A 19,110-nucleotide genomic window follows, 5' to 3' on the forward strand; every position below is an offset into this window, starting at 1 on the left:
CACCTGTGAGGTGCCAAATCGTGAATAAAGGCTTGTTCCATGCCCGGTCCATGGTTCAACACGCGATCAGCCCCTGCGGCGGGCGGCTATCATGGCTGAGCTTTCCAAGCCGAAGACATCCGGTGCGCCCTCGGGCGCCTAAGTGGGTCTTGCACCCGGCCTGACGAGGCGAGTGAGGCATCTTCCCCTCCCGGGGTGTGCCCGCCGCGCGCGACAGGCGAAACACGTGAAGGAGGAGGTGACCAGTTGGACAACCCGAGAGCCGAGAAGGTTGCCGTCGTCGACGAAGTGCGCCAGCACTTGGACGACGCGGATGCGGTGATTCTCACCGAGTACCGCGGGCTCACGGTCAAGGACCTTGCCGGCCTGCGCAGGAGCCTGCGCACGAACGGCGGCGAGTACAAGATCTTCAAGAACACCCTCGTGAGGCTGGCTGCCAAGCAGTCAGGGCTCGAGGCGCTCGACGAGCTGCTGACCGGCCCGACGGCGATCGCCTTCGTCAGCGGCGACGCTGCTGCGGTAGCCAAGTCGCTGCGGGACTACTCGCGAACCAACCCGCTGCTCGTCATCAAGGGCGGCGTGCTAGGCGACAAGGTGATCGGACCTAGAGAGACCGCCGCGCTTGCCGACCTGCCGTCGCGCGAACAGCTGCTCGCCCGCCTCGCCGGGTTGATGGCAGCCCCGCTTCAGCAGTTCGCCAGCCTCATGCAGGCGCTTCCGCGGAATCTCGCCTACGGGCTGGTCGCTCTTCGAGACCAGCGGGCCGGCGGCGAGCCGGAAGGTCCCGCCGAAGCTGCGGCGCCGGCAGCAGAAGCTGCGGCGCCGACAGCAGAGGCCGCACCGGTTGAAGCCGAAGCCGAAGCCGGCGCCGATAACGAAACATCAGCCGAATAGGCCCACCCGGCCCAGCAACCCAGACCGAACCCAGGAGTAGGAGTAACCAAGAAATGGCAACCAAGGAAGAGATTCTCGACAGCATCGCCTCGCTCTCAGTCCTCGAGCTATCCGAGCTCATCAAGGACTTCGAGGAGCGCTTCGGCGTAACCGCAGCCGCGCCAGTAGCTGTCGCAGCAGCGCCGGCAGCAGGCGCCGCCGGCGGCGGTGGTGAGGCGCCGGCAGAGGAAGAGCAGGACGAGTTCGACGTCATCCTCTCCGCTGCGGGGGACAAGAAGATCCAGGTGATCAAGGAGGTCCGTGCACTCACGAGCCTCGGCCTCAAGGAGGCGAAGGACCTGGTGGACGCGGCTCCCAAGCCGGTCCTCGAGAAGGTGAGCAAAGAAGACGCCGAGAAGGCCAAGGCGCAACTCGAAGGCGCCGGCGCCACCGTCGAGCTCAAGTAGCAAGAGCCCTCGGGAGAGGGCGATCGGAATCGAAACTCCGACCGAGGAAGGCGGGCCCTGCCGGGCCCGCCTTCTGGATTTTCCGGCTCGATGACCCCATGCGACCGGCCCCGCTGGAGGACGACCCACCGCTTTAGCACTAAAGCCCCAGCCCGGGCCGTCCTGTCAATAGCCGGTGCATGAGAGACCGGGATGTGTTTCGCGAAATGTTCCAGTTTTCCGGTTTGCCGGGCAGAGCCAGCATTGCGGAGTTTTCCGTACGCGTCATGTTCTTCTTCCAGCACGTCGGTGACGGAACTAGTTAGTTCAGGCGGGATAATCCGGAAGAAGTCCGCTCGAAGTGATCACTGCCCGATAGGCAGTCATGACCACTCGTGGGCGGGTATGCACAAGAACGGGCGCGGCGGCTGCATCGGTGGCCACCCTTCTGACTCTGAGCATTGGCGCGGCGTTGACTCGTACGGTTATCGACCCGGTCCAACGAAGCGCTCACGGCGCGAGCATGCACGGGACGGCTCACCAGACGAATCTGGCGCAATCACCGGACATGCTCTCGACCCGCCTGGCTCTAAGCCATATGCCGGCGGGCTCCCCAACGGTTCGTTACAGCGGGGCCAGATCGGTCGGTGAGGGCATCCGCACCGGGGGCAACGGTTTCTGGGCCGCCTATCCGAACGGGACCGTGGTAGCCGACTCGCCGGCCCCCGTCCTCGGCGATATGACCGGGACACAGTTGACCCGTCCAATCGTCGGCTCTGCCCTCACTCCGAGCAGCAACGGTTATTGGCTGGTGGCAAGCGACGGAGGAGTTTTCACGTTTGGTGATGCGGGTTTCTTCGGTTCGACGGGAGCAGAGAGGTTGAACCAGCCGGTCGTGGGGATGGCTTCCACTCCTGACGGTCGTGGTTATTGGTTGGTGGCAAGCGACGGAGGAGTCTTCACGTTTGGTGATGCGGGTTTCTTCGGTTCGACGGGAGCAGAGAGGTTGAACCAGCCGGTCGTGGGGATGGCTTCCACTCCTGACGGTCGTGGTTATTGGTTGGTGGCGAGTGACGGTGGGATCTTCACATTTGGTGACGCAGGTTTCTACGGTTCGACGGGAGCCCAGAGGTTGAACCAACCCGTGTCGGGAATGGCCACGACGCCCGACAGCCACGGCTACTGGCTGGTGGCAAGGGACGGCGGCGTCTTCACGTTCGGTGACGCACAGTTCCACGGTTCCGCCGCCAACAATTTCCCTGCTAACGGGCAGCATGCGGTCGGAATCACCAGCGCCGGCAACGGCGGCTACTGGCTCGCAACCGACACCGGCAGCGTTGCATCCATGGACGCTCCCCTGACAGCGTCCTCGACCGGATCGGGGCCTCCGGGTTCGAGCCAGCTTCCTCCCAACCAGGATCCGGCTCGGTCGATGCCGCCATCGGGGGACTTCTACTCCGCCTGCTTCAGCAACTCGTACAGCGCGTCGGCTTGCGACAAGTCTGCTCTGTCCAACATCGACTCCGCACTGTCAGGCGAGGGTTACGGGCCGCTCTCTCTACCTTCCAACTACGGCAGCCTCTCGACGATCGCTCAGCTTGTCGCGGTCGCGAATGCAGAACGAGCAGTGCGCGGGCTCCCCCAGATGCCCGAGAACTCGAATCTGGATTCGATGGCTTACAACGGTGCGCGCAACAACACCGACCCGACCGGCCCGGCCGGATACACGTGGGGATCGAACCTGGCCATGGGATATCCGACCGCGCTGTCGGCGGACTATGTGTGGATGTACGACGACGGGGCTAACAGCCCGAACGTCGACTGCCAGTCAGCCGGCGATCCGGGTTGCTGGGGTCACCGCCACAACGTTCTCATCCAGGGCGGCGGTGAGTCCGGCGGTGGGTTGTACAACGACAACGGCACCCTCAACCTGACCCAGCTCTTCGTCGTGAACTACCGGTAGTCGCAACTATCTTTGGTCGCGGAGCCTTGGCCCGTCGGCGTCGCCGGTCCAGTTGACCCACGCCTCGAGCTTCTGCTCGAACTGCTCGTCGTCGTCCTCGTCGCCATCCGCATCTGTGATGTCCTCGTCGTTGACGGCGTGTGCCGGCGCCAAAGCCTCCGGCTCGTCAGCCTCGTCGCGCTCTGCCTGAGTCGAGGGGATGGCATCGGAGACGGGGGTCTCTTTTTCCGGCTCGATCGTCACGATCCCGATCGCGTTGCCAAGCGCATCGCGCAGCTCTGACAGCGTCTGCTGGGCGGCTACCCGTTTCGATTCGAGATCGGCCATTTCAACGGCGAAACGCTCGCGAGCAACCTTTTGATCTCCCAGCATCCGGGCCTCCTCGGCGCGCGTGTGGGAGATGACCTGCTCGGCCCACTGCTCGATCTGGCGGGTACGAGCCGTCGCCCGAGCCTCCGCTTCGGCGATTATCTCGGTCGCGTCGGTCCGCGCGGCCGACTCGATGCGCCGCGCCTGTTCTTCGCCTCTCGCGGTTGCGGAACGCACGACCTGCTCGGCCTCCTCCGCGCGCTGCTCGGCGACACTGACGATCTTGGCGGCCTGCGCCTCGGCGCGGGTCATGGTCTCCTCGGCTGTCTCCTCGGCCTGACGGAGCAGGATGCCGATCCGCTCGCCAAGTAGCATCCCGGACTTCGGGCTCTCTGAGGACATCCGGTCCTCGAGCTCCTTGATTCGGGCGTTGAGCCGGTTGATGTGAGCTTGCAACTGACGAGTGTGTTCCTCCGCCGCGTCCACCTGCTCGAGCGCTTCAGCGAGCGAGTCGAGGTAGTCGTCGACCTCCTCCCGGTCGTAGCCGCGGAGGCTGACGGTGAACGAAGGATTGTGGTTCTTGGTCTCCATGGGACTCCCTCGTGTGCGCGCTAAAAGATGCAGAACCGCCCACGTCTCCCGCCAAGGAGCCTTCCCCGGGGTGAAATACTCCCTGATCGCGGCCGCGAAAGCAAGGACCCTGCTTCAGACACCCCCGAAGGCGATGATTCGGTTGCCGTCGGAGACGAGCAGTTTTCCCGCATCGGCGCAGAGCGTGGGAAAAGACCCCGCCACAGTGACGGGATATGTGTACACCATCTTTCCGGTCGTTTCGCTGAAGCCGTCGAGGGCACCGCTGCGGTCGACGGTCCAGACGGCTCCACCCGACACGATCGGAGGCCCCGGCTTGATGCCGGTAGCCGCCCAGGTGGGAGACAGGTGCCCGGCGTCCCGGTTGTCGAGTGCGTAGAGGCCGTCGAAGCAGGAGAGGTAGATGTTGTCCGCGGTGGTGGCCGCCGCACCGAACCCGCCGGAACAGACGTGCAAGGTTTGCAGCGGCGAACCCAGGTTCGGTCCGAGCAGGTAACCGGTGCCCTCCTTGCCGACCTGCAGCACATCCCCGCCCGCCGTGATGATCGGCGACACCGAACCGAGGTCGGTGTCGGTCGCTGACAGATTCTGGAAGTCGGGCGCGGTGAACCGGCCGAGAACGTTTAGGGACGGGTCGAGCTTGATCACGCTGTTTGCGTCACCCGGTACGTCGACGGGAACGCCGTTGCCGGTCGCGACAAAAATGTCGCCGGCGCCGTCGACGACCGGGCCGCCGGGAGCCCAAATGCCGGCCCCGGTCGCGGGAGTTTCATAGGTGACCATCGTCCGGTTCGCCGGAGACGTAGCGCTGAGCCCGACGAGCCAACCGTGGTACTTGCCGCAGTCGCCGTACAGGCCCCCGTACGGGATGTACACCCGCCCGGAGGACAAAGTAAGCGCTCCGCGTTGCTGCTCGGTCGACGGGTCTGATCCGGGTGGGTCTGCAGGTCGGGCCCCGAGAACGCGGCCGCTGCCGAGGTCAATTTCCCAGAGAGTGTGGGCAAACGGCGACGAAAAGGTCACGACCCACAAGGCGTGGGTCGCTGCGTCCGCCACCGGGGTTCCCGTGATCCCGGACGGGTCGATGTTGCCGCACCGGAGCGAACTTCCGGAGACGGGGCTTGCCAGGTGGTGCGACCAGTTCACTCTTCCCGAGCGCACGTCCAGCGAGTAGACGGTGTTGTTCTCCGTCGCGGCGATGACAGTTGATCCGATGACGAGCGGCTGCGCGTACACGGAACCGTCCAGGTCGACACTCGTCCACTCGGGACGGGGGTTGGAAACACGAGGCGAGCTGGGATCATTTCCGGTTCTAGCGACGTCACGGTCGTAGGTGCCCCAGGTGTCGGCAGGCGTCCGGCTCTGCACCGTTGTCGTCGATGTAGCGAAAGGCGGCACCGAAGTTGTGACCGTCCGCAACCCGGCTGTCTTGGTCGGCGCGGACCCAGGGTTCGACCCGCTGGAGCACGAAACGAGCATGGCAGCAACAGGAACCGTTCCGGCGAGAAGAACCGTCCGCAATGATGATGGCCCTCTCGTCCCGCTCATTCGGAAGAGGATCCCACGCGGTCGGCAGTGCGGGGGGCGCATGGCAGCGGCGTTCATGCTGGTGGCGGAAGCCCGTGCGGAGGTCGGCTGATTAGACCGGCTGGGATTGGGTATTGCAGGGACTCGCGTTCGCGAACCTCGGAACGATTGGAGGACGACATTGCTCACCGTGACTGCCGAAGCCGCCGATGCCATCCAGGATCTGGTATCGGACCACCCCGGCGCAGGACTGCGGATCTCCTCGAGGGGCAACGACGGTAACCAGGTCGAGCTCGGCCTTGCTCTCACCGAACAGCCCGGACCCAGCGATCAAGTGATCGAGCAGGAGGGGTGCAGAGTATTCGTGGAGGACGCGGTGGCGCCCCTTCTCGACGGACGAACCCTCGACGCCCGCTTGACCGGCGAGGAGGAGCTGCGCTTCACGCTGCTCCCCTGAGCAGCTGGAGCTAGACCGCTAGACCGCTCCGACCGCGAGTACCCCGGCGGTCTCCAGGGCGACGCGCAAATCGTGAGGGTTGGTTGACGCGGCCATCGCGGAGCGCAGAGATATCTCGCCGCTTTGCACCAGGCGGAACAGGCTCTGGTCGAACGTCTGCATGCCGAGGTACTCGCCGTCCTCGATCTGTTTCTCGATGGTGTCGCCGCCGCTCGAAGGGTCGACGATCTTGTCGGCGATCCGCCCGGTGACGACCATCGCTTCGATCGCTGCCGCCCGTCCCTCGCCGCTGGCGAGCGGAACAAGGCGCTGGCTCAGGACCCCCTTCAACACGCCGGCGAGAGTCAGGCGGACCTGCTTCTGCTGGTAGGAAGGGAAGAAGTCGACGATCCGGTTCACCGTGTCCGTGGCGTTCGCGGTGTGGAGGGTGGAGAGGACCAGGTGGCCGGTTTCGGCCGCACTGAGAGCCGCGTTCACGGTCTCGGTGTCGCGCATCTCGCCGATGAAGATCACGTCGGGGTCCTGGCGAAGCACTCGCCGCATCGCCTGGGCGTAGTCGTTCGTGTCGGTGCCGATCTCCCGTTGCCAGATGACCGATCGCTTGTCGGTGTGGATTACCTCGATCGGATCTTCGATGGTGACGATCTTGCAGGCCCGGGTGCTGTTGATGTGGTCGATCATCGCCGCGAGCGTGGTGGTCTTACCCGAACCCGTCGGTCCCGTGACCAGGATCATGCCCCGGTGCTCGGTGGACAGCCTGGTGACGATCGGCGGCAACCCGAGCGCCTCGGCGGTCACCGCGTTCGGCAGCACCCGCCGAAGGACGATGGCCGCGCTGCCCCGCTGGCGGCACGCGTTCCCGCGGAACCGCCCGATGCCGGGAACCGACAAAGAGAAGTCCGCCTCGCCGGTGCGCTCGTACTCCTCGTAACGGTCGGCGGGCAGAACCTTGGCGAGCACCGCCTGCAAGGCGGTGGCGTTGAGCGCCGGGAACGGCGCCGGCCGGAGGTCGGCGTTGACCCGCACCCTGGGCGGGCTGTTGGCCCCTAGGTGAAGATCCGAACCGCCTTGTTCGATCAGATGGGCAAGGATTTCTGTGAGGTCAACCACCCGGGAGTTATCGGCAGGAAGGCCCGTTTTCCTGAGTTTGGCTATTTATTCCGGCGCTCGCCGGTCGCAATGCCGATCAGGGCGACGTGCCGGTTCGCCGGTCAGGCCACCGCCGTCGGCCTAAAGCGGGCGGTGAGCGTAACATCCGGCCCGGAGGTCACCAATGAAAGAGCTCGTTTACCACCGCTACCTGCTCCCGACCGTCGAGCGGCTGACGTCCGAGCCGGCGTCGGTCGACGGCGAGTTCGTCGCCAGCTACGAGCAGCACCTCGAGCGGGTCAACCGCCTGGCCGACGGCATGCGCACCGAGCTTGGCGTAGAAAAGGGCGACCGCTACGCGGTGATGACCCTCAACGGACACCACTATCTCGAGCTGTACCACGCGTCCTTGCTCTCCGGGAGCATCATCAACCCGCTGAACCTCAGGCTTGCCCCGATGGAGCTGTCGTTCATCTTGAAGGACTCGGGATCCAAGGTGTGCTTCGCCGACGCCTTCTTCGCTTCACACATCGAGAAGATCCGTGAAGAAGCCGGCCTGGAGAAGCTGGTTCTGGTGGGCGACACCTTTGGCGGCGATGTGGCGCACGACGCGTCTTACGAAGACGTCGTCGCGGCCGGCGACAACGTGCTTCCCGCCGAGCCCGACGAGGACGACATCTCGATCCTCATGTACACGGGCGGGACGACCGGATTGCCGAAAGGCGTGGTGATCGATCAGCGGGCACTCATGCTCGATCTCTACAAGGTGGCGACGCGATTCGGGATGGATCAGGACTTCGTGTACCTGCACCAGACGCCGATGTTCCACGCCGCTTCGCTAGGTGCCATCCTCGCCATTCCGGCGGTCGGCGGACTCACCGCCTATGTCGCTTTGTTCGATCCGGCGAAGGTGCTTGAAGCCGTGGAACAGCACCACGTGAACATGACCGTGATGGTCCCGACCATGATCTCGATGCTGCTCGACCATCCCGACTTCAAGCCGGAGCGCCTGTCGTCGCTGCACAGCCTGGTCTACGGCGCTTCCCCCATGTCGACCGCGCTGCTCCAGCGAGTCCTCGACACCTTCCCGGACATGTCCATCTACCAGGGGTACGGGATGACCGAGAACTGCGGGCTGCTCACCTGCCTGGGGCCGGAAGAGCACCGTGCAGGCGGTGACTTGCTGCGGTCGGCAGGGCGGCCGATGCCCGGCTCGGTGGTATCGATCCAGGACGAGGCAGGAAACATTCTGAAACCCGGGGAGACCGGCGAGGTGTGCGCGCAGGCGGGCAATTACATGCGCGAGTACTGGAACCGTCCCGAAGAGACGGAGGCCGCCTTCAGGGGAGGCTGGTACCACACCGGCGACGCCGGCTACGTCGATTCGGCGGGTTACGTGTACCTCATCGACCGGGTGAAGGACATGATCGTCACCGGCGGGGAGAACGTGTACTCGGCTGAGGTGGAGAACGCGATCGCCAGCCACCCCGGCGTGGCGCAGGTCGCTGTGATCGGGGTGCCCTCTGACCGGTGGGGCGAGGAGGTGCTCGCAATCATCGTGCTGAAGGAGGGCGCGCAGCCGACGGTCGAAGACATCCAGCACTGGGCTCGAGAGCGGATCGCCGGCTACAAGGTCCCGAAGAGGGTCGAGTTCCGGGCCGAGCCGCTACCGCTGTCCGGGGCGATGAAGGTGCTCAAGCGTGAGCTGCGAGCCCCTTACTGGGAAGGGCGCGAGCGGGCAGTCGAATAGCAGGCCCCAACCGGGCAGGTGTCACGGTCAGGCGTGGGGTAGGGGCCCCACGCTCTGAAGGAGGTTGGGGTTGGGGCCCCAACCGGGCAGGTGTTACGGCTGCGACGTCGTCGTAGAACAGGACAACGACGGGGCTTTTGCCCCGACCAGCCCCAATGCCGAGTCGAGCTGGTTCTGGGCCGAGGGCGATACGACCTCGGATGAGTCCGCCTGACCGCCGGAGGAGTCCACCGCGGCCTGGTTGGCGCAGACTCCGGCGATCCCGTTCCCGACGACCTTCGACGGGTTGAGGTTCGACCCAGGGCTCGACGAGTTGCACGATCGAGCTCCGATGACCGTGCAGATGAGGAGAACGAGGACAGTCACCACCTTGAGCATCAGCCGCGCTCGCACAGAGAGAGGATCGGCCGTAGCCCAAGGACCTGTACAGCCCTTCCGTTTCTGCGCCGATAAATCGTCGTGGCGGACCTTAAGGAGGAACGCTTGAACGAGGAGCAGGTCGACCCGAGTGTGAATGTGAACGGGTCTGCGCGATCCGGCGCCGAGTTGGATCTCGACGCCCAGCTGGAACTGCTCGGCCACGAAGTTCAGGCACGAGCCGGCGAGATCGCGGCCGCGGTCCTTCAGTGGTGGGACAACCGGCATCCGGAATCGTCGAGGGCTACCGACCTACAGATCCGCGAAGACATTGTCAGGACGACCGAGCTGGGCGCCGCCACGCTCGGCCGGTTCCTGGTAACCCGCACGCTTCCTTCCGCCGAGGAGCGCGACACCATATCCGCCCCGGGCAAGGCGCCCCTCCATGACACCATCTCGATCGGGGAGCTCACCAAGCTCTACCTGGTCTGGCGCGACACGACATATGAGAGGCTCGGGCGGTGGGGGCACGAACTCTGCATCAGCGATAAGGCCATCGCCTCGGCGAAGGACTTCGCGCGGATCGGCTCCGACAGTTCGATCGTGAACGTCGTCCGCGAATTCGAATCGGAGTTCCACAAGCTTCGCCGGGAGCTGTCGGAGGAACAGCAGCGGCTGGCGCACAACGCGCTGCACGACGGCCTCACCGGATTGCCGAACCGCACGCTGCTGGTGGATCGCCTGGAGCAGCTGACCGCCAAGCCGTCCAGGAACCGACAGGGTTTCGCCGTGCTGTTCATCGATATCGACCGCTTCAAGTCGGTCAACGACCTCGCCGGCCACAGCGCAGGAGATGCTCTCCTCATCTCCGTGGCGGCTCGGCTTCGCGGCGTCATCCGCACCGGCGACACGCTTGCTCGGCTGGGGGGCGACGAGTTCGTCATCCTCTGTCCGGATCTCTCCGATCCGGAAAGCGAGGCGGCAGCAGTCGCCGAACGGGTAACGGCTGTCGTTTCCCAACCTTTCAGGCTCGGCGATCCGGCGCAGGAGTTCTACGTGTCCGCCAGCGTCGGCGTCGGGATAGCTGGTGCGGGCGATGACGCCGAATCGCTACTGCTGCGCGCCGACGCTGCCATGTACGCGGCCAAGAACCGTGGGGGCAGCGGCTTCCAGATCTACGACGAGTCGGTCGACCGGAGCCTCCGCCGGCGACCCGAGCTGCTCAACGACCTCCACGGCGCCGCCGGGAGGGGGGAGATCTCGGTTCACTACCAGCCGGTTGTCGACCTGTCGAGCGACCGGATCGTATGGCTGGAGGCTCTCGCCCGTTGGGACCACCCCAGATTCGGGCGCGTCGGACCCGACGAGTTCATACCTCTCGCCGAAGAGAGCGGGGTCATACTCCCGCTGGGCCGATGGGTGATCGAACATGCCGTCGCCGACTGCGCCCGGTGGACGAGCTCGGGCCGCGCGGGCGTCGGCGTTGCCGTAAACGTCTCCGGGCGGCAGTTCACCGACGACGGGCTTCCAGATTTCGTCGCCGGTGTCATCGGAGACACCGGTCTCGACCCCAAGCTGCTCACCCTCGAAATAACCGAGAGCGTGATCGTCACCTCGGAGGCGGCCACTCAGCGAGCCTTGGACGCGCTCAAGGAGATCGGCGTCCGCCTGGCCATCGACGACTTCGGGACCGGGTACTCCTCGCTGGCGTACCTGCGGCGGCTCCCGATCGACGTTCTCAAGGTCGACCGGAGCTTCGTGTCCGGCCTCGGCGACGCGGGCAACGACGCTGCGATCGTCAACGCCATGGTCGAGCTTGCTCGGAGCCTTCGGTTGGCGGTCGTGGCCGAGGGTGTTGAGACGGCTGCAGAGCTCGAAATGGTGAAGCGCGCCGGATGCGACGAGGCCCAGGGTTACCTGCTGGGAAGGCCCGGGCCCCTCTGACCGATCCTGCCGGCGGGCGAGGAATCAGCCCGCCGGTGGCGAACCATTCAAACCATGCGCAGGCGCCGCGGACGTTTCCTGCTCGGCGCGTGCGTGGCGGCATGTGCTGCCATCGTGGGACTGGTCCAGCCGGTCCGGGCCGCCAACGGTGATCGGCTCGCGGGGTGCCAGCTCGACCGTCAGGCGGTGGCCTACAAATCCGGTGGTGTCCTGGTCGAACCCCAACCCAGGTCGGCTCCGGTTCCGTGTCTCGTCGCGACCGGTTTCGGCGGTTCCGAGCCGCAGGTCGTGGCCCTGAAGAACGGCGGGCTGGTCTACGAACCGGCGATCATCACCCCTGGACTGGCCGGCACCGGGTTCCTGCCGGGCGCACCTGGTCCTCGACTAAGCACCATGTTCAGTCCCGGCGGGTTGGCGGTATCCAACGACAACGGAGCGACCTGGTCCTTCAACGAGCCCGCCGGTGCGACTTGGGTCCCCCAGGACGACGCCCTTTACGTCGACCGTGAGACCGCCCGGTTGTTCTATTACGCCCTAGCCGCAAATCCGGTTCCTCAAGGTGGGGTAGTCCCGCCCCAGGATCAGATCCCCGCCGGCGAGGCGCATCTGATGATGAGCCCAGACGGGGGGAAGACCTGGAACGAGGTCAGCCTCCCCGGGTTCGTCGAGTCGGAGAACCCGCGGTTCACCTCTGCGCCGCCGCGGCCCGGCCAGCCTTCGCCGTCTGGCTACCCGGACGTCGTGTACTGGTGCGGCAACAATGCCGTCAACCTCGGGCTCCCTCTGCCCGGCTTCCGGGCGTGTTACCGCACGCTCGACGGGGGATTCACGTGGAGACAGGTGTCGTTGCTCGGAAGCGCTCCGGCGCCGCAGCACGGCCAGTGTGGCACCAGTCAAGAGACATTCTCCGACATGGACCCCAACTACCCCCAAGGCGCCCCGGACGGGTCGGTCTACGCCGAGGTCCAGTGCGGCTCGACGACGTTCCTAGCCCGCAGCTTCGACGAGGGGCAGACCTGGCCGCTTGTCGACCGCCAGGACGGAAAGCCGGTCACGCTTCCCGTCAACGGTGAGCTCCGGGTCGGCACCCACGGCGACCTGTACCTCGCCGACCAGAAGGGGTCGGCCGTCGACCTTCGGGTTTCCAGGGACGGCGGGCGGACCTGGAGCAGCCCGGTGGACATGACCCCGCCAGGAGTCGGAACGATCGTGCAGTGGGCGTTTGCGGAAAGGGGCGCCGGCGAGGTGGCGGCCTCCTACTTGGTACAAAGAGGGAGCCAGTCCCTGTACGACGGTTATCTCAGCTTCACGCTGGACGCGCGGGACGCCGACCCGACTTTCTGGGGCGCCTCCCTCAACCCCCTCTCCGACCCGATGCGTACCAGCGCCCCCCCGCAGGCGCGCGACGACTACATCGGAGTCGATATCACCCCGTCCGGCACCCCTTGGGCGGCGTTTGCTGGCTCATGCCCGGGTCCGGTGGGGCCGGCTAACGCCACCGCGTGCGCCGGCCAGGGCTCCAACTCCCAGGCGAACGAGGCGGTCGCCGGGCGTCTCACCTGGTCGGGATGAACCGCAGCCGGCAGGAATTCCGTCGAGCCGAACCGAAAACCTTCCCCCGACGGTCGGTCTGGACATTGGCGGCAACTTGGAGGTTCTGGGGAACATGCGGTTGAGGCGAGCCGGTGCGGCCTTGGCGGGGACATTGGCGCTCGGGCTTGCCGCGTCCCTCACCATCCCGGCGCTCGCCTCTTCCGGCCCCGCTTCCAAAGCGGGCCAGGTGCCGGGTACCACGGCGGTCACGTCGGCCAGCTCGAGCACCAGCGTCATCGGAGCCTCGGGCGCGGCGACCGCCGCCGGAGCCGCCGCAGCAAGCCATCTCACCCGCCTCGCCCATGACGTTCTCCCGGGTCTCAACCTCGTCGCAGCCGCTGCTCCTGCTCCGTCCACCGAGATCCTCGAAATCGGTGTCGGCCTGGCCCTGCCCAACCAGCCGGCGCTTCAGGCCTTCTACCAATCCGAGTACGACCCCTCCAGTCCGAACTACCGCCAGTTCCTCACGCCCCAGGAGTTCGCGTCCCGATTCGGGGTTTCCGCGCAGACCTACGGCCGGGTGGTTTCCTGGCTGAAGTCGGGAGGGCTCCAGATCACCGAGACCACGCGTGCCGGCGACTGGGTGGCGGCAACGGGCACGGTCGCGCAGCTGCAACGGCTGTTCCAGACAACCATCAACAGTTACCTGGTGAAGGGCGTGTCGTTCGTGGCCAACGCCACCCCACCCTTGGTGCCCGCAGGGGATTCGATCATCTCGGTCGTCGGACTCAACACCCTCCAGAAGTTCAGCACTCCAAAGGTCCCCTCGAAGAGCCGGTCGGCAATCCTCTCGCCGCCCGCGCAGACGCCGAAGTTTCCAGCCTGCCTTCCGTCGTGCACGTACGGGCCTCAGGACATGTGGTCCCTTTACGACGTGCCCTCGTCGAACCTCGGGCAGGGCCAGTCAATCGCAATCTTCGGTGAGGGGCGCACCGACGACGTGATCTCCAACCTTCGAGACTTCGAGCAGCAGTACAAGCTCCCGACCATCCCGGTCAAGGTCACCCGGGTCGGGACAGGGTCGTTCGGCGACGATTCGGGGCAGGGTGAGTGGGACCTCGACACCCAGGCGAGCACCGGCATGGCACCCGACGCATTGGGAGTGGATCTCTACTTCGCCGATTCGCTATTCGACGCCCAGGTCGAGAGCCTGTTCACCAGGTGGGTCGGAGATCCGAACGGGCCCAGCCAGGCGAACGCCTCGTTCGGGGAGTGCGAGACCAACCCGACCAACCCCGTCACCGGGCCCCTGGCCCAGATGCCTTACGGGGTGGCGCTCGGCGACGATCTGGAGCCTGTCGCCGAGCAAACCCTGTTGCAGGCGGCAATGCAAGGACGGACGCTCTTCACCTCCGCTGGTGACACCGGGTCGTCGTGCCCGGCGGTCGTCCTCCCCGCGGTTGGCGCAGGAAATGGGGTCGTCAACCAGGTCGTCCCGCTCCAGGAGTACCCGTGCGCCAGCGACTACGCCGTTTGCGTCGGCGGTACGGTCCTGTGGTCCGATGGGGGCAGCCTCCCGCAACGGGCGATCGAGCGAGCTTGGGAATTCACCGGGGGCGGAGCCGCGTTGTTCCAGGCCGAGCCACCCTTCCAGAAGCGGGTGAGCGCGATCAACGTGCCGTGCCTTCTCGATCAGGACGGGAACCCCTACGCGCGGGGGACAACCTGTCGCGGGGCGCCGGACGTCGCTGCGATGTCAGGAGACATCGCCGACAACGGCTACAACATCGTCGAGAACGGATCGCTGACGCCCGGCGGTGGCGCTGGAACGAGTCTCAGCTCCCCGCTATGGGTCGGAATGTGGACCCGGATCCAGGCCGCGGCGCCCCCGCTCTTCACGTCCAGTGCCCCCGCCACCGGTCCGCCCCGCCGGCACGCGTCGACGACCGTCAAATATCCGGGTCTCGGGTTCGCAGACTTCGCCATCTACCGCGTCGCCGAGAGCACGGCCTATGCGAAGGATTTCTTCGACGTGACCCTGGGCGACAACGGGCTCTATCACGCGACCACCGGGTGGGACTACGTATCTGGATGGGGTGTGCCCGATGTCTCCAATCTGATGCAGACCCTCGACGGCAGAACCACGCCTGTCAACAACATCCTTCCGGTGCCTCCGACTTCCTCGTCGAGCAACTGCGACGCCTTGTGGGCCAATCCTGCTCACACCGCGTCCGACACCTTCATGAACAGCGATCCGCAGCTGACCCTTTTGCAGGGGAACATGGCTCCCGGTCCCAATGGCAAGTCGTTGATCGTGCGGATGACGGTCCAGAACCTCACCGAGACCGTGCCGGTCGGCGCGACCGCCGCGGACTGGTACATGACATGGACCTACAAGGGGACCGTGTACTTCGCCCAAGCCCAACTCGGAGTTCTCCCCGGTTCCGCGCCCGTCTTCTCTGACGGAACCGTCGCGTCGGTGGGATCCAGCCAGCAGTTCCAATCGGCGAACACCGACACCGGTACCTTCGTCACCGGCAAAGACGGAGTCGTCGAAATCGTCGTTCCGCTGGCGCACGTCGGCAACCCGCCGGCGGGCGCCGTCCTCACTCAACCGACCGGCGAGACCTATATCGAGATCGGCGTTCCGCCCAACCCCTTGGGCCTCGGTGTCGCATCGCTGCAGAAGGTCGACGCAGGTGGACCGGGCAACAACTACTCGATCGGGACGACGACCGGGACCAGCGGCTGCACCTTGCCCGAGTAGGCGTCGAAGTGTCTCAGCCGATCTGAAGGTCGAACGGGATTCCTTGCGCCGCAGGGGGGCTCACCTGTTGTCCGTTGATGGCCAGGCTTACCGCGGTCGGGTTGCCGAGCCTGAGCCACGTCGGCCCGGCGACCGTCCAGGCTTGGCCGGGCACCAGGGTTCCCTGGAACAGAAGCCCGCCTTTGGGTCCTGACCTGCGCGCCTCAATCCAGCAGGGCGCAGTCGCGTGGAGAACCACCGAGATCGGGCCGCTCACCTGGTACACCGCCGAAGTCGACGAGGTCATCTCGAGTAGTGACGCCGAGGCCTGCGGTGCCTGTTCGGTGCCGGCCCCCTGCGAGAGGGATGGTGAACCAGGCGCCGGACTGATAGCTGACCGCCCCCCGCTGGCCGTTTGGTGGTGGGGGGCGCCACCCCCGGTTCCGGCTACGGCGAGTCCGATGAGGGCGACGAACACCAGGGCGGCGGCGGCCGCTCCGATTGCTGCGCGCGGCCGCCGGCCCACCTCGACGAACGGTGTACGCCCGTCGTGGAGCGCCCCGGACCACCGCTTGAGGGCTCGAGTCCGAAACCCGGTCAAGAGGGCTTCGCCGACCTGGCTGGTTCGGGTCGACACCGCGCCGAAGCGTTCGAGACCACGGCGCATGTCGAGATGGATTCGAGACGCCCGTTGAGGGCGTCGCGACCGCGGGTTTTCGTCCGCCTTCCGCGGGCCCGATTCGGCGAGAGCGTCGAACCGGAGCATCTGATCGGTCGAATCGGCAGGCTTTTTTGCCGGTATGGTCGGCAGGACCGGTCGCGGAATCGCCGGCGTGTGCGGTTCGGCGGCCGCCAGCGGTTCTAGATTCTGCTGCCGGACCAGCTTCACGCTCGGCCCCGGCAGAAACGCCGCGGCGGGAAGCCCGTTTGCGATCGGAACCCTTGCGGCTGAGGTCGCCGAATGTTCCGGGTCTTTGGTGTCGGTGGACAACGCGTGCCGCGGACGGGAACGGAGAACGGGTGGGGTGCCAGGGGCGTGCTCGGATTCCGCGTCCCGGACCACGCGAACGGCGCTCCGGGACGAGCGCTCCGGCTGCGATCGTTCGGGTCCGGCGTGTTCCGCAGCCAGCTTGCCGATGGTGGCGAGGGCGCGATGCTGCGCCTGCACGGTGTGCCAGGAAGTACGCCGTACGCGAACTCTCATCGCCGCACCTCCAAACGCCAATATCGCCAGTCCGAAGAGCACCCCAGTGCCCACGAGCGGATCGTACGGCGAGCTTGGTGCAATTGGTACTCGGATTTGTCCTTACCCGCTAGGAAAATTCGGGAACCGAAATTCGCCGGTGATCTCAATCCAAACACCCGGTGAAGAGCCGATGTTGAAGAGGTGTCGCCGGCACCGGGGCCTTTACCGGTCAAATGCCCCATGTCCACCGCTACGTGTCTGATGGTGAAAACGCACTCAGGTTGCGCGCCTCTTACTAAAGCGCCCATCCCAAGCCGACGAAACGAGGACAATGTTCCGGGGGAAGCGCGAACGGGAGGATCGGCGTGACGCCGAAGCTCCGCGGGCGCGGCGGGCAACTGTCTCGGACCGTTCGGTTTGGGATCGCCTTGGCGGAAAGTCCTGCTGGGGACGCTGTGCAGCGGCCGTCGTCGCCACTTCGGCCGCGTTTCTGTCGTCACTCTTGGTAGGAACCGGCGGCGCTTCAGCCGCCGAGTCGACGCAGCCCGTGATCGTCCTTACGAACGGAACCTCCGACGCAGCGGGCGCGGCGCAGGCCGTCGGTGCCTCCGTGCTTCGAAGTTTTCCGGATCTCGGTGCGGCTGAGGTATCGGTCAGCGGCGCCGGGTTGGCCACCCTCGCGAGCTCTCCCGACGTCACAACCATCCCGGACGTTCCGATCTCGTTGCAGGGCGGCCCCGTAGCTTCCACCTCGCCACATGTCCCCTCAGCGGTGTTCTCGCAGGAGACCGGCGCCGACCAACTCGCTCAGTCGGGCGACACCGGTCAGGGCGTCGCCATCGCAGTCCTCGACACGGGTATCGCCAACCTTCCTGATTTCTCCGGCCGATTGGTCGGGGGCGTTGACCTCACCGGCGAAGGCAACCCGTTCTTCGACGGTTTCGGTCACGGAACCTTCGTGGCGGGTCTGGTGGCTGGTAACGGCGCCTCGTCGGGCGGTCAGTATCACGGAGAGGCGCCCGCCGCGAACCTCGTATCGGTGAAGGTCGCCGGGGTGACCGGGACCACCACCTTGAGCAGGGTCATCGCCGGCGTCGAGTGGGCCATAGACCACAAGGACCAGTACGGCATAAAGGTCCTCAACATGTCGGTCGGGTTCCAGTCGTTCACGTCGACCCTCCGCAACCCTCTCGACAGGGCGGTAGAGGCGGCGTGGAACGCTGGAATCGCGGTTGTCGCGTCAGCCGGCAACGCCGGGCCTTTCAACGGGACGATCCTGTCGCCCGGTGACGACCCTCTGGTCATCACGGTCGGGGCGCTCGACGACATGGCGACGCCATCGGTCTCCGACGACACGATGACCGATTTCAGCAGCGTCGGGCCGACAGCAGCGGACGGCTGGGTCAAGCCCGATCTGGTCACGTCCGGACGCTCGGTTATCAGCGTCGCTGCGCCGGGCTCGACCGTCTACGACCTGTTTCCCTCGGCACGCATCGGCTCGGGGAACTTCAAGGGGTCAGGAACCTCGTTCAGCGCAGCCATAACCAGCGGCGCGGCGGCCCTGGTCCTTGCAGACAATCCGGGCATCACTCCGAATCAGCTGAAGGCCCGGTTGCTGGGCAACGCAGGACCCGGCCCGGTCGGAAACCCGTTCGTGGATGGGCACGGCGCACTCAACGCATATACAGCCGCCACCTCCGCGCCTATGGACCTCCACCAATCGACCGATGGGTTGCGGCCGACCCGACCGGGCAGCACCGTCTCGTTGGTTCCGACCGGCTCGGTCGACACCTGGAATCCGGCGATCTGGTCGGGCGCCGCCTGGAATGGTGCTGCTTGGAACGGTGCTGCGTGGAACGGCGCGGCGTGGAACGGCGCCGCTTGGAACGGCTTCACCTTGTCGGGCGCTGCTTGGAACGGTGCTGCGTGGAACGGCGCCGCTTGGAACGGTGCCGCGTGGAACGGTGCTGCCTGGAATGGTGCGGCGTGGAACGGCAGCTCCTGGACAGGAGCAGCTTGGAACGCAAGCGCACTGAGCGGTGCCGCTTGGAACGGCGCTGCTTGGAACGGCGCTGCTTGGAACGGCGCTGCGTGGAACGGTGCTGCGTGGAACGGTGCGGCGTGGAACGGCGCGGCGTGGAACGGTGCGGCCTGGAACGGCGCGGCCTGGAACGGTGCGGCCTGGAACGGTGCGGCCTGGAACGGTGCGGCTTGGAACGGTGCGGCTTGGAACGGTGCGGCTTGGAATGGGGCGGCTTGGAACGGTGCGGCCTGGAACGCTTCCAGTTGGAGCTAGGCGTCCGACCGAGTCTCGGCGGTCAAACCTGACCCTTCCCTGG

General features: G+C 66.0%; 14 protein-coding genes. 9 read left to right on the forward strand and 5 right to left on the reverse strand.

Annotated elements, in window-relative coordinates:
* The first annotated feature begins 246 nt into the window (after positions 1-246).
* The 3 genes from rplJ (at position 247) to VFZ97_15805 (ending at position 3,282) form a co-directional block, all read left to right on the forward strand.
* Entirely contained in the window at positions 247-894 is a 648-nt protein-coding gene (gene rplJ, locus VFZ97_15795; protein ID HEX6394897.1) for a 50S ribosomal protein L10, read from the forward strand.
* Between the two features lie 53 nt (positions 895-947).
* On the forward strand, positions 948-1,340 hold the full coding sequence (rplL, locus tag VFZ97_15800; GenBank protein HEX6394898.1) for a 50S ribosomal protein L7/L12: 393 nt from the start codon (positions 948-950) through the stop codon (positions 1,338-1,340).
* 415 nt (positions 1,341-1,755) lie between these two features.
* Positions 1,756-3,282, forward strand: coding sequence for a hypothetical protein (locus VFZ97_15805; protein ID HEX6394899.1), 1,527 nt, complete (start codon positions 1,756-1,758; stop codon positions 3,280-3,282).
* Between the two features lie 6 nt (positions 3,283-3,288).
* Here the strand turns inward: VFZ97_15805 and VFZ97_15810 are convergent, their stop codons facing one another.
* A complete protein-coding gene (locus VFZ97_15810; GenBank protein HEX6394900.1) occupies positions 3,289-4,182 on the reverse strand; it encodes a DivIVA domain-containing protein in 894 nt (297 codons plus the stop codon).
* A 114-nt stretch (positions 4,183-4,296) separates the two neighbouring features.
* Entirely contained in the window at positions 4,297-5,730 is a 1,434-nt protein-coding gene (locus VFZ97_15815; protein ID HEX6394901.1) for a PQQ-binding-like beta-propeller repeat protein, read from the reverse strand.
* Between the two features lie 169 nt (positions 5,731-5,899).
* Between VFZ97_15815 and VFZ97_15820 the strand changes: the two genes are divergently transcribed.
* A complete protein-coding gene (locus tag VFZ97_15820; protein HEX6394902.1) occupies positions 5,900-6,166 on the forward strand; it encodes an iron-sulfur cluster biosynthesis family protein in 267 nt (88 codons plus the stop codon).
* Between the two features lie 18 nt (positions 6,167-6,184).
* Here VFZ97_15820 and VFZ97_15825 read toward each other — a convergent pair whose 3' ends face one another.
* Positions 6,185-7,276: a PilT/PilU family type 4a pilus ATPase gene (locus tag VFZ97_15825; GenBank protein ID HEX6394903.1), complete on the reverse strand. Its 1,092-nt coding sequence runs from the start codon at positions 7,274-7,276 to the stop codon at positions 6,185-6,187.
* Between the two features lie 163 nt (positions 7,277-7,439).
* On the opposite strand from VFZ97_15825, the gene VFZ97_15830 reads away from it, so the two are divergent.
* The gene (locus VFZ97_15830) at positions 7,440-9,005 is read left to right on the forward strand and encodes a long-chain-fatty-acid--CoA ligase (protein HEX6394904.1); all 1,566 of its coding nucleotides are present in this window, start codon (positions 7,440-7,442) and stop codon (positions 9,003-9,005) included.
* A gap of 93 nt (positions 9,006-9,098) precedes the next feature.
* Here the strand turns inward: VFZ97_15830 and VFZ97_15835 are convergent, their stop codons facing one another.
* A complete protein-coding gene (locus VFZ97_15835; GenBank protein ID HEX6394905.1) occupies positions 9,099-9,398 on the reverse strand; it encodes a hypothetical protein in 300 nt (99 codons plus the stop codon).
* A gap of 90 nt (positions 9,399-9,488) precedes the next feature.
* On the opposite strand from VFZ97_15835, the gene VFZ97_15840 reads away from it, so the two are divergent.
* From VFZ97_15840 to VFZ97_15850, 3 genes are all read left to right on the forward strand, one after another.
* A complete protein-coding gene (locus tag VFZ97_15840; protein ID HEX6394906.1) occupies positions 9,489-11,306 on the forward strand; it encodes an EAL domain-containing protein in 1,818 nt (605 codons plus the stop codon).
* Between the two features lie 54 nt (positions 11,307-11,360).
* Positions 11,361-12,878, forward strand: coding sequence for a sialidase family protein (locus VFZ97_15845; protein ID HEX6394907.1), 1,518 nt, complete (start codon positions 11,361-11,363; stop codon positions 12,876-12,878).
* A gap of 94 nt (positions 12,879-12,972) precedes the next feature.
* Complete coding sequence (locus tag VFZ97_15850; GenBank protein HEX6394908.1) at positions 12,973-15,606, forward strand: S53 family peptidase; 2,634 nt, start codon at positions 12,973-12,975, stop codon at positions 15,604-15,606.
* 13 nt (positions 15,607-15,619) lie between these two features.
* Here the strand turns inward: VFZ97_15850 and VFZ97_15855 are convergent, their stop codons facing one another.
* A complete protein-coding gene (locus VFZ97_15855; protein HEX6394909.1) occupies positions 15,620-16,843 on the reverse strand; it encodes a DUF4115 domain-containing protein in 1,224 nt (407 codons plus the stop codon).
* 259 nt (positions 16,844-17,102) lie between these two features.
* Between VFZ97_15855 and VFZ97_15860 the strand changes: the two genes are divergently transcribed.
* Positions 17,103-19,067 carry a S8 family peptidase gene (locus tag VFZ97_15860; GenBank protein HEX6394910.1) on the forward strand — a complete coding sequence of 655 codons (1,965 nt, stop codon included), beginning with the start codon at positions 17,103-17,105 and terminating at the stop codon, positions 19,065-19,067.
* The last annotated feature ends 43 nt before the right edge of the window (positions 19,068-19,110 follow it).

This window comes from Acidimicrobiales bacterium (assembly GCA_036378675.1).
GTDB lineage: Bacteria > Actinomycetota > Acidimicrobiia > Acidimicrobiales > Palsa-688 > DASUWA01.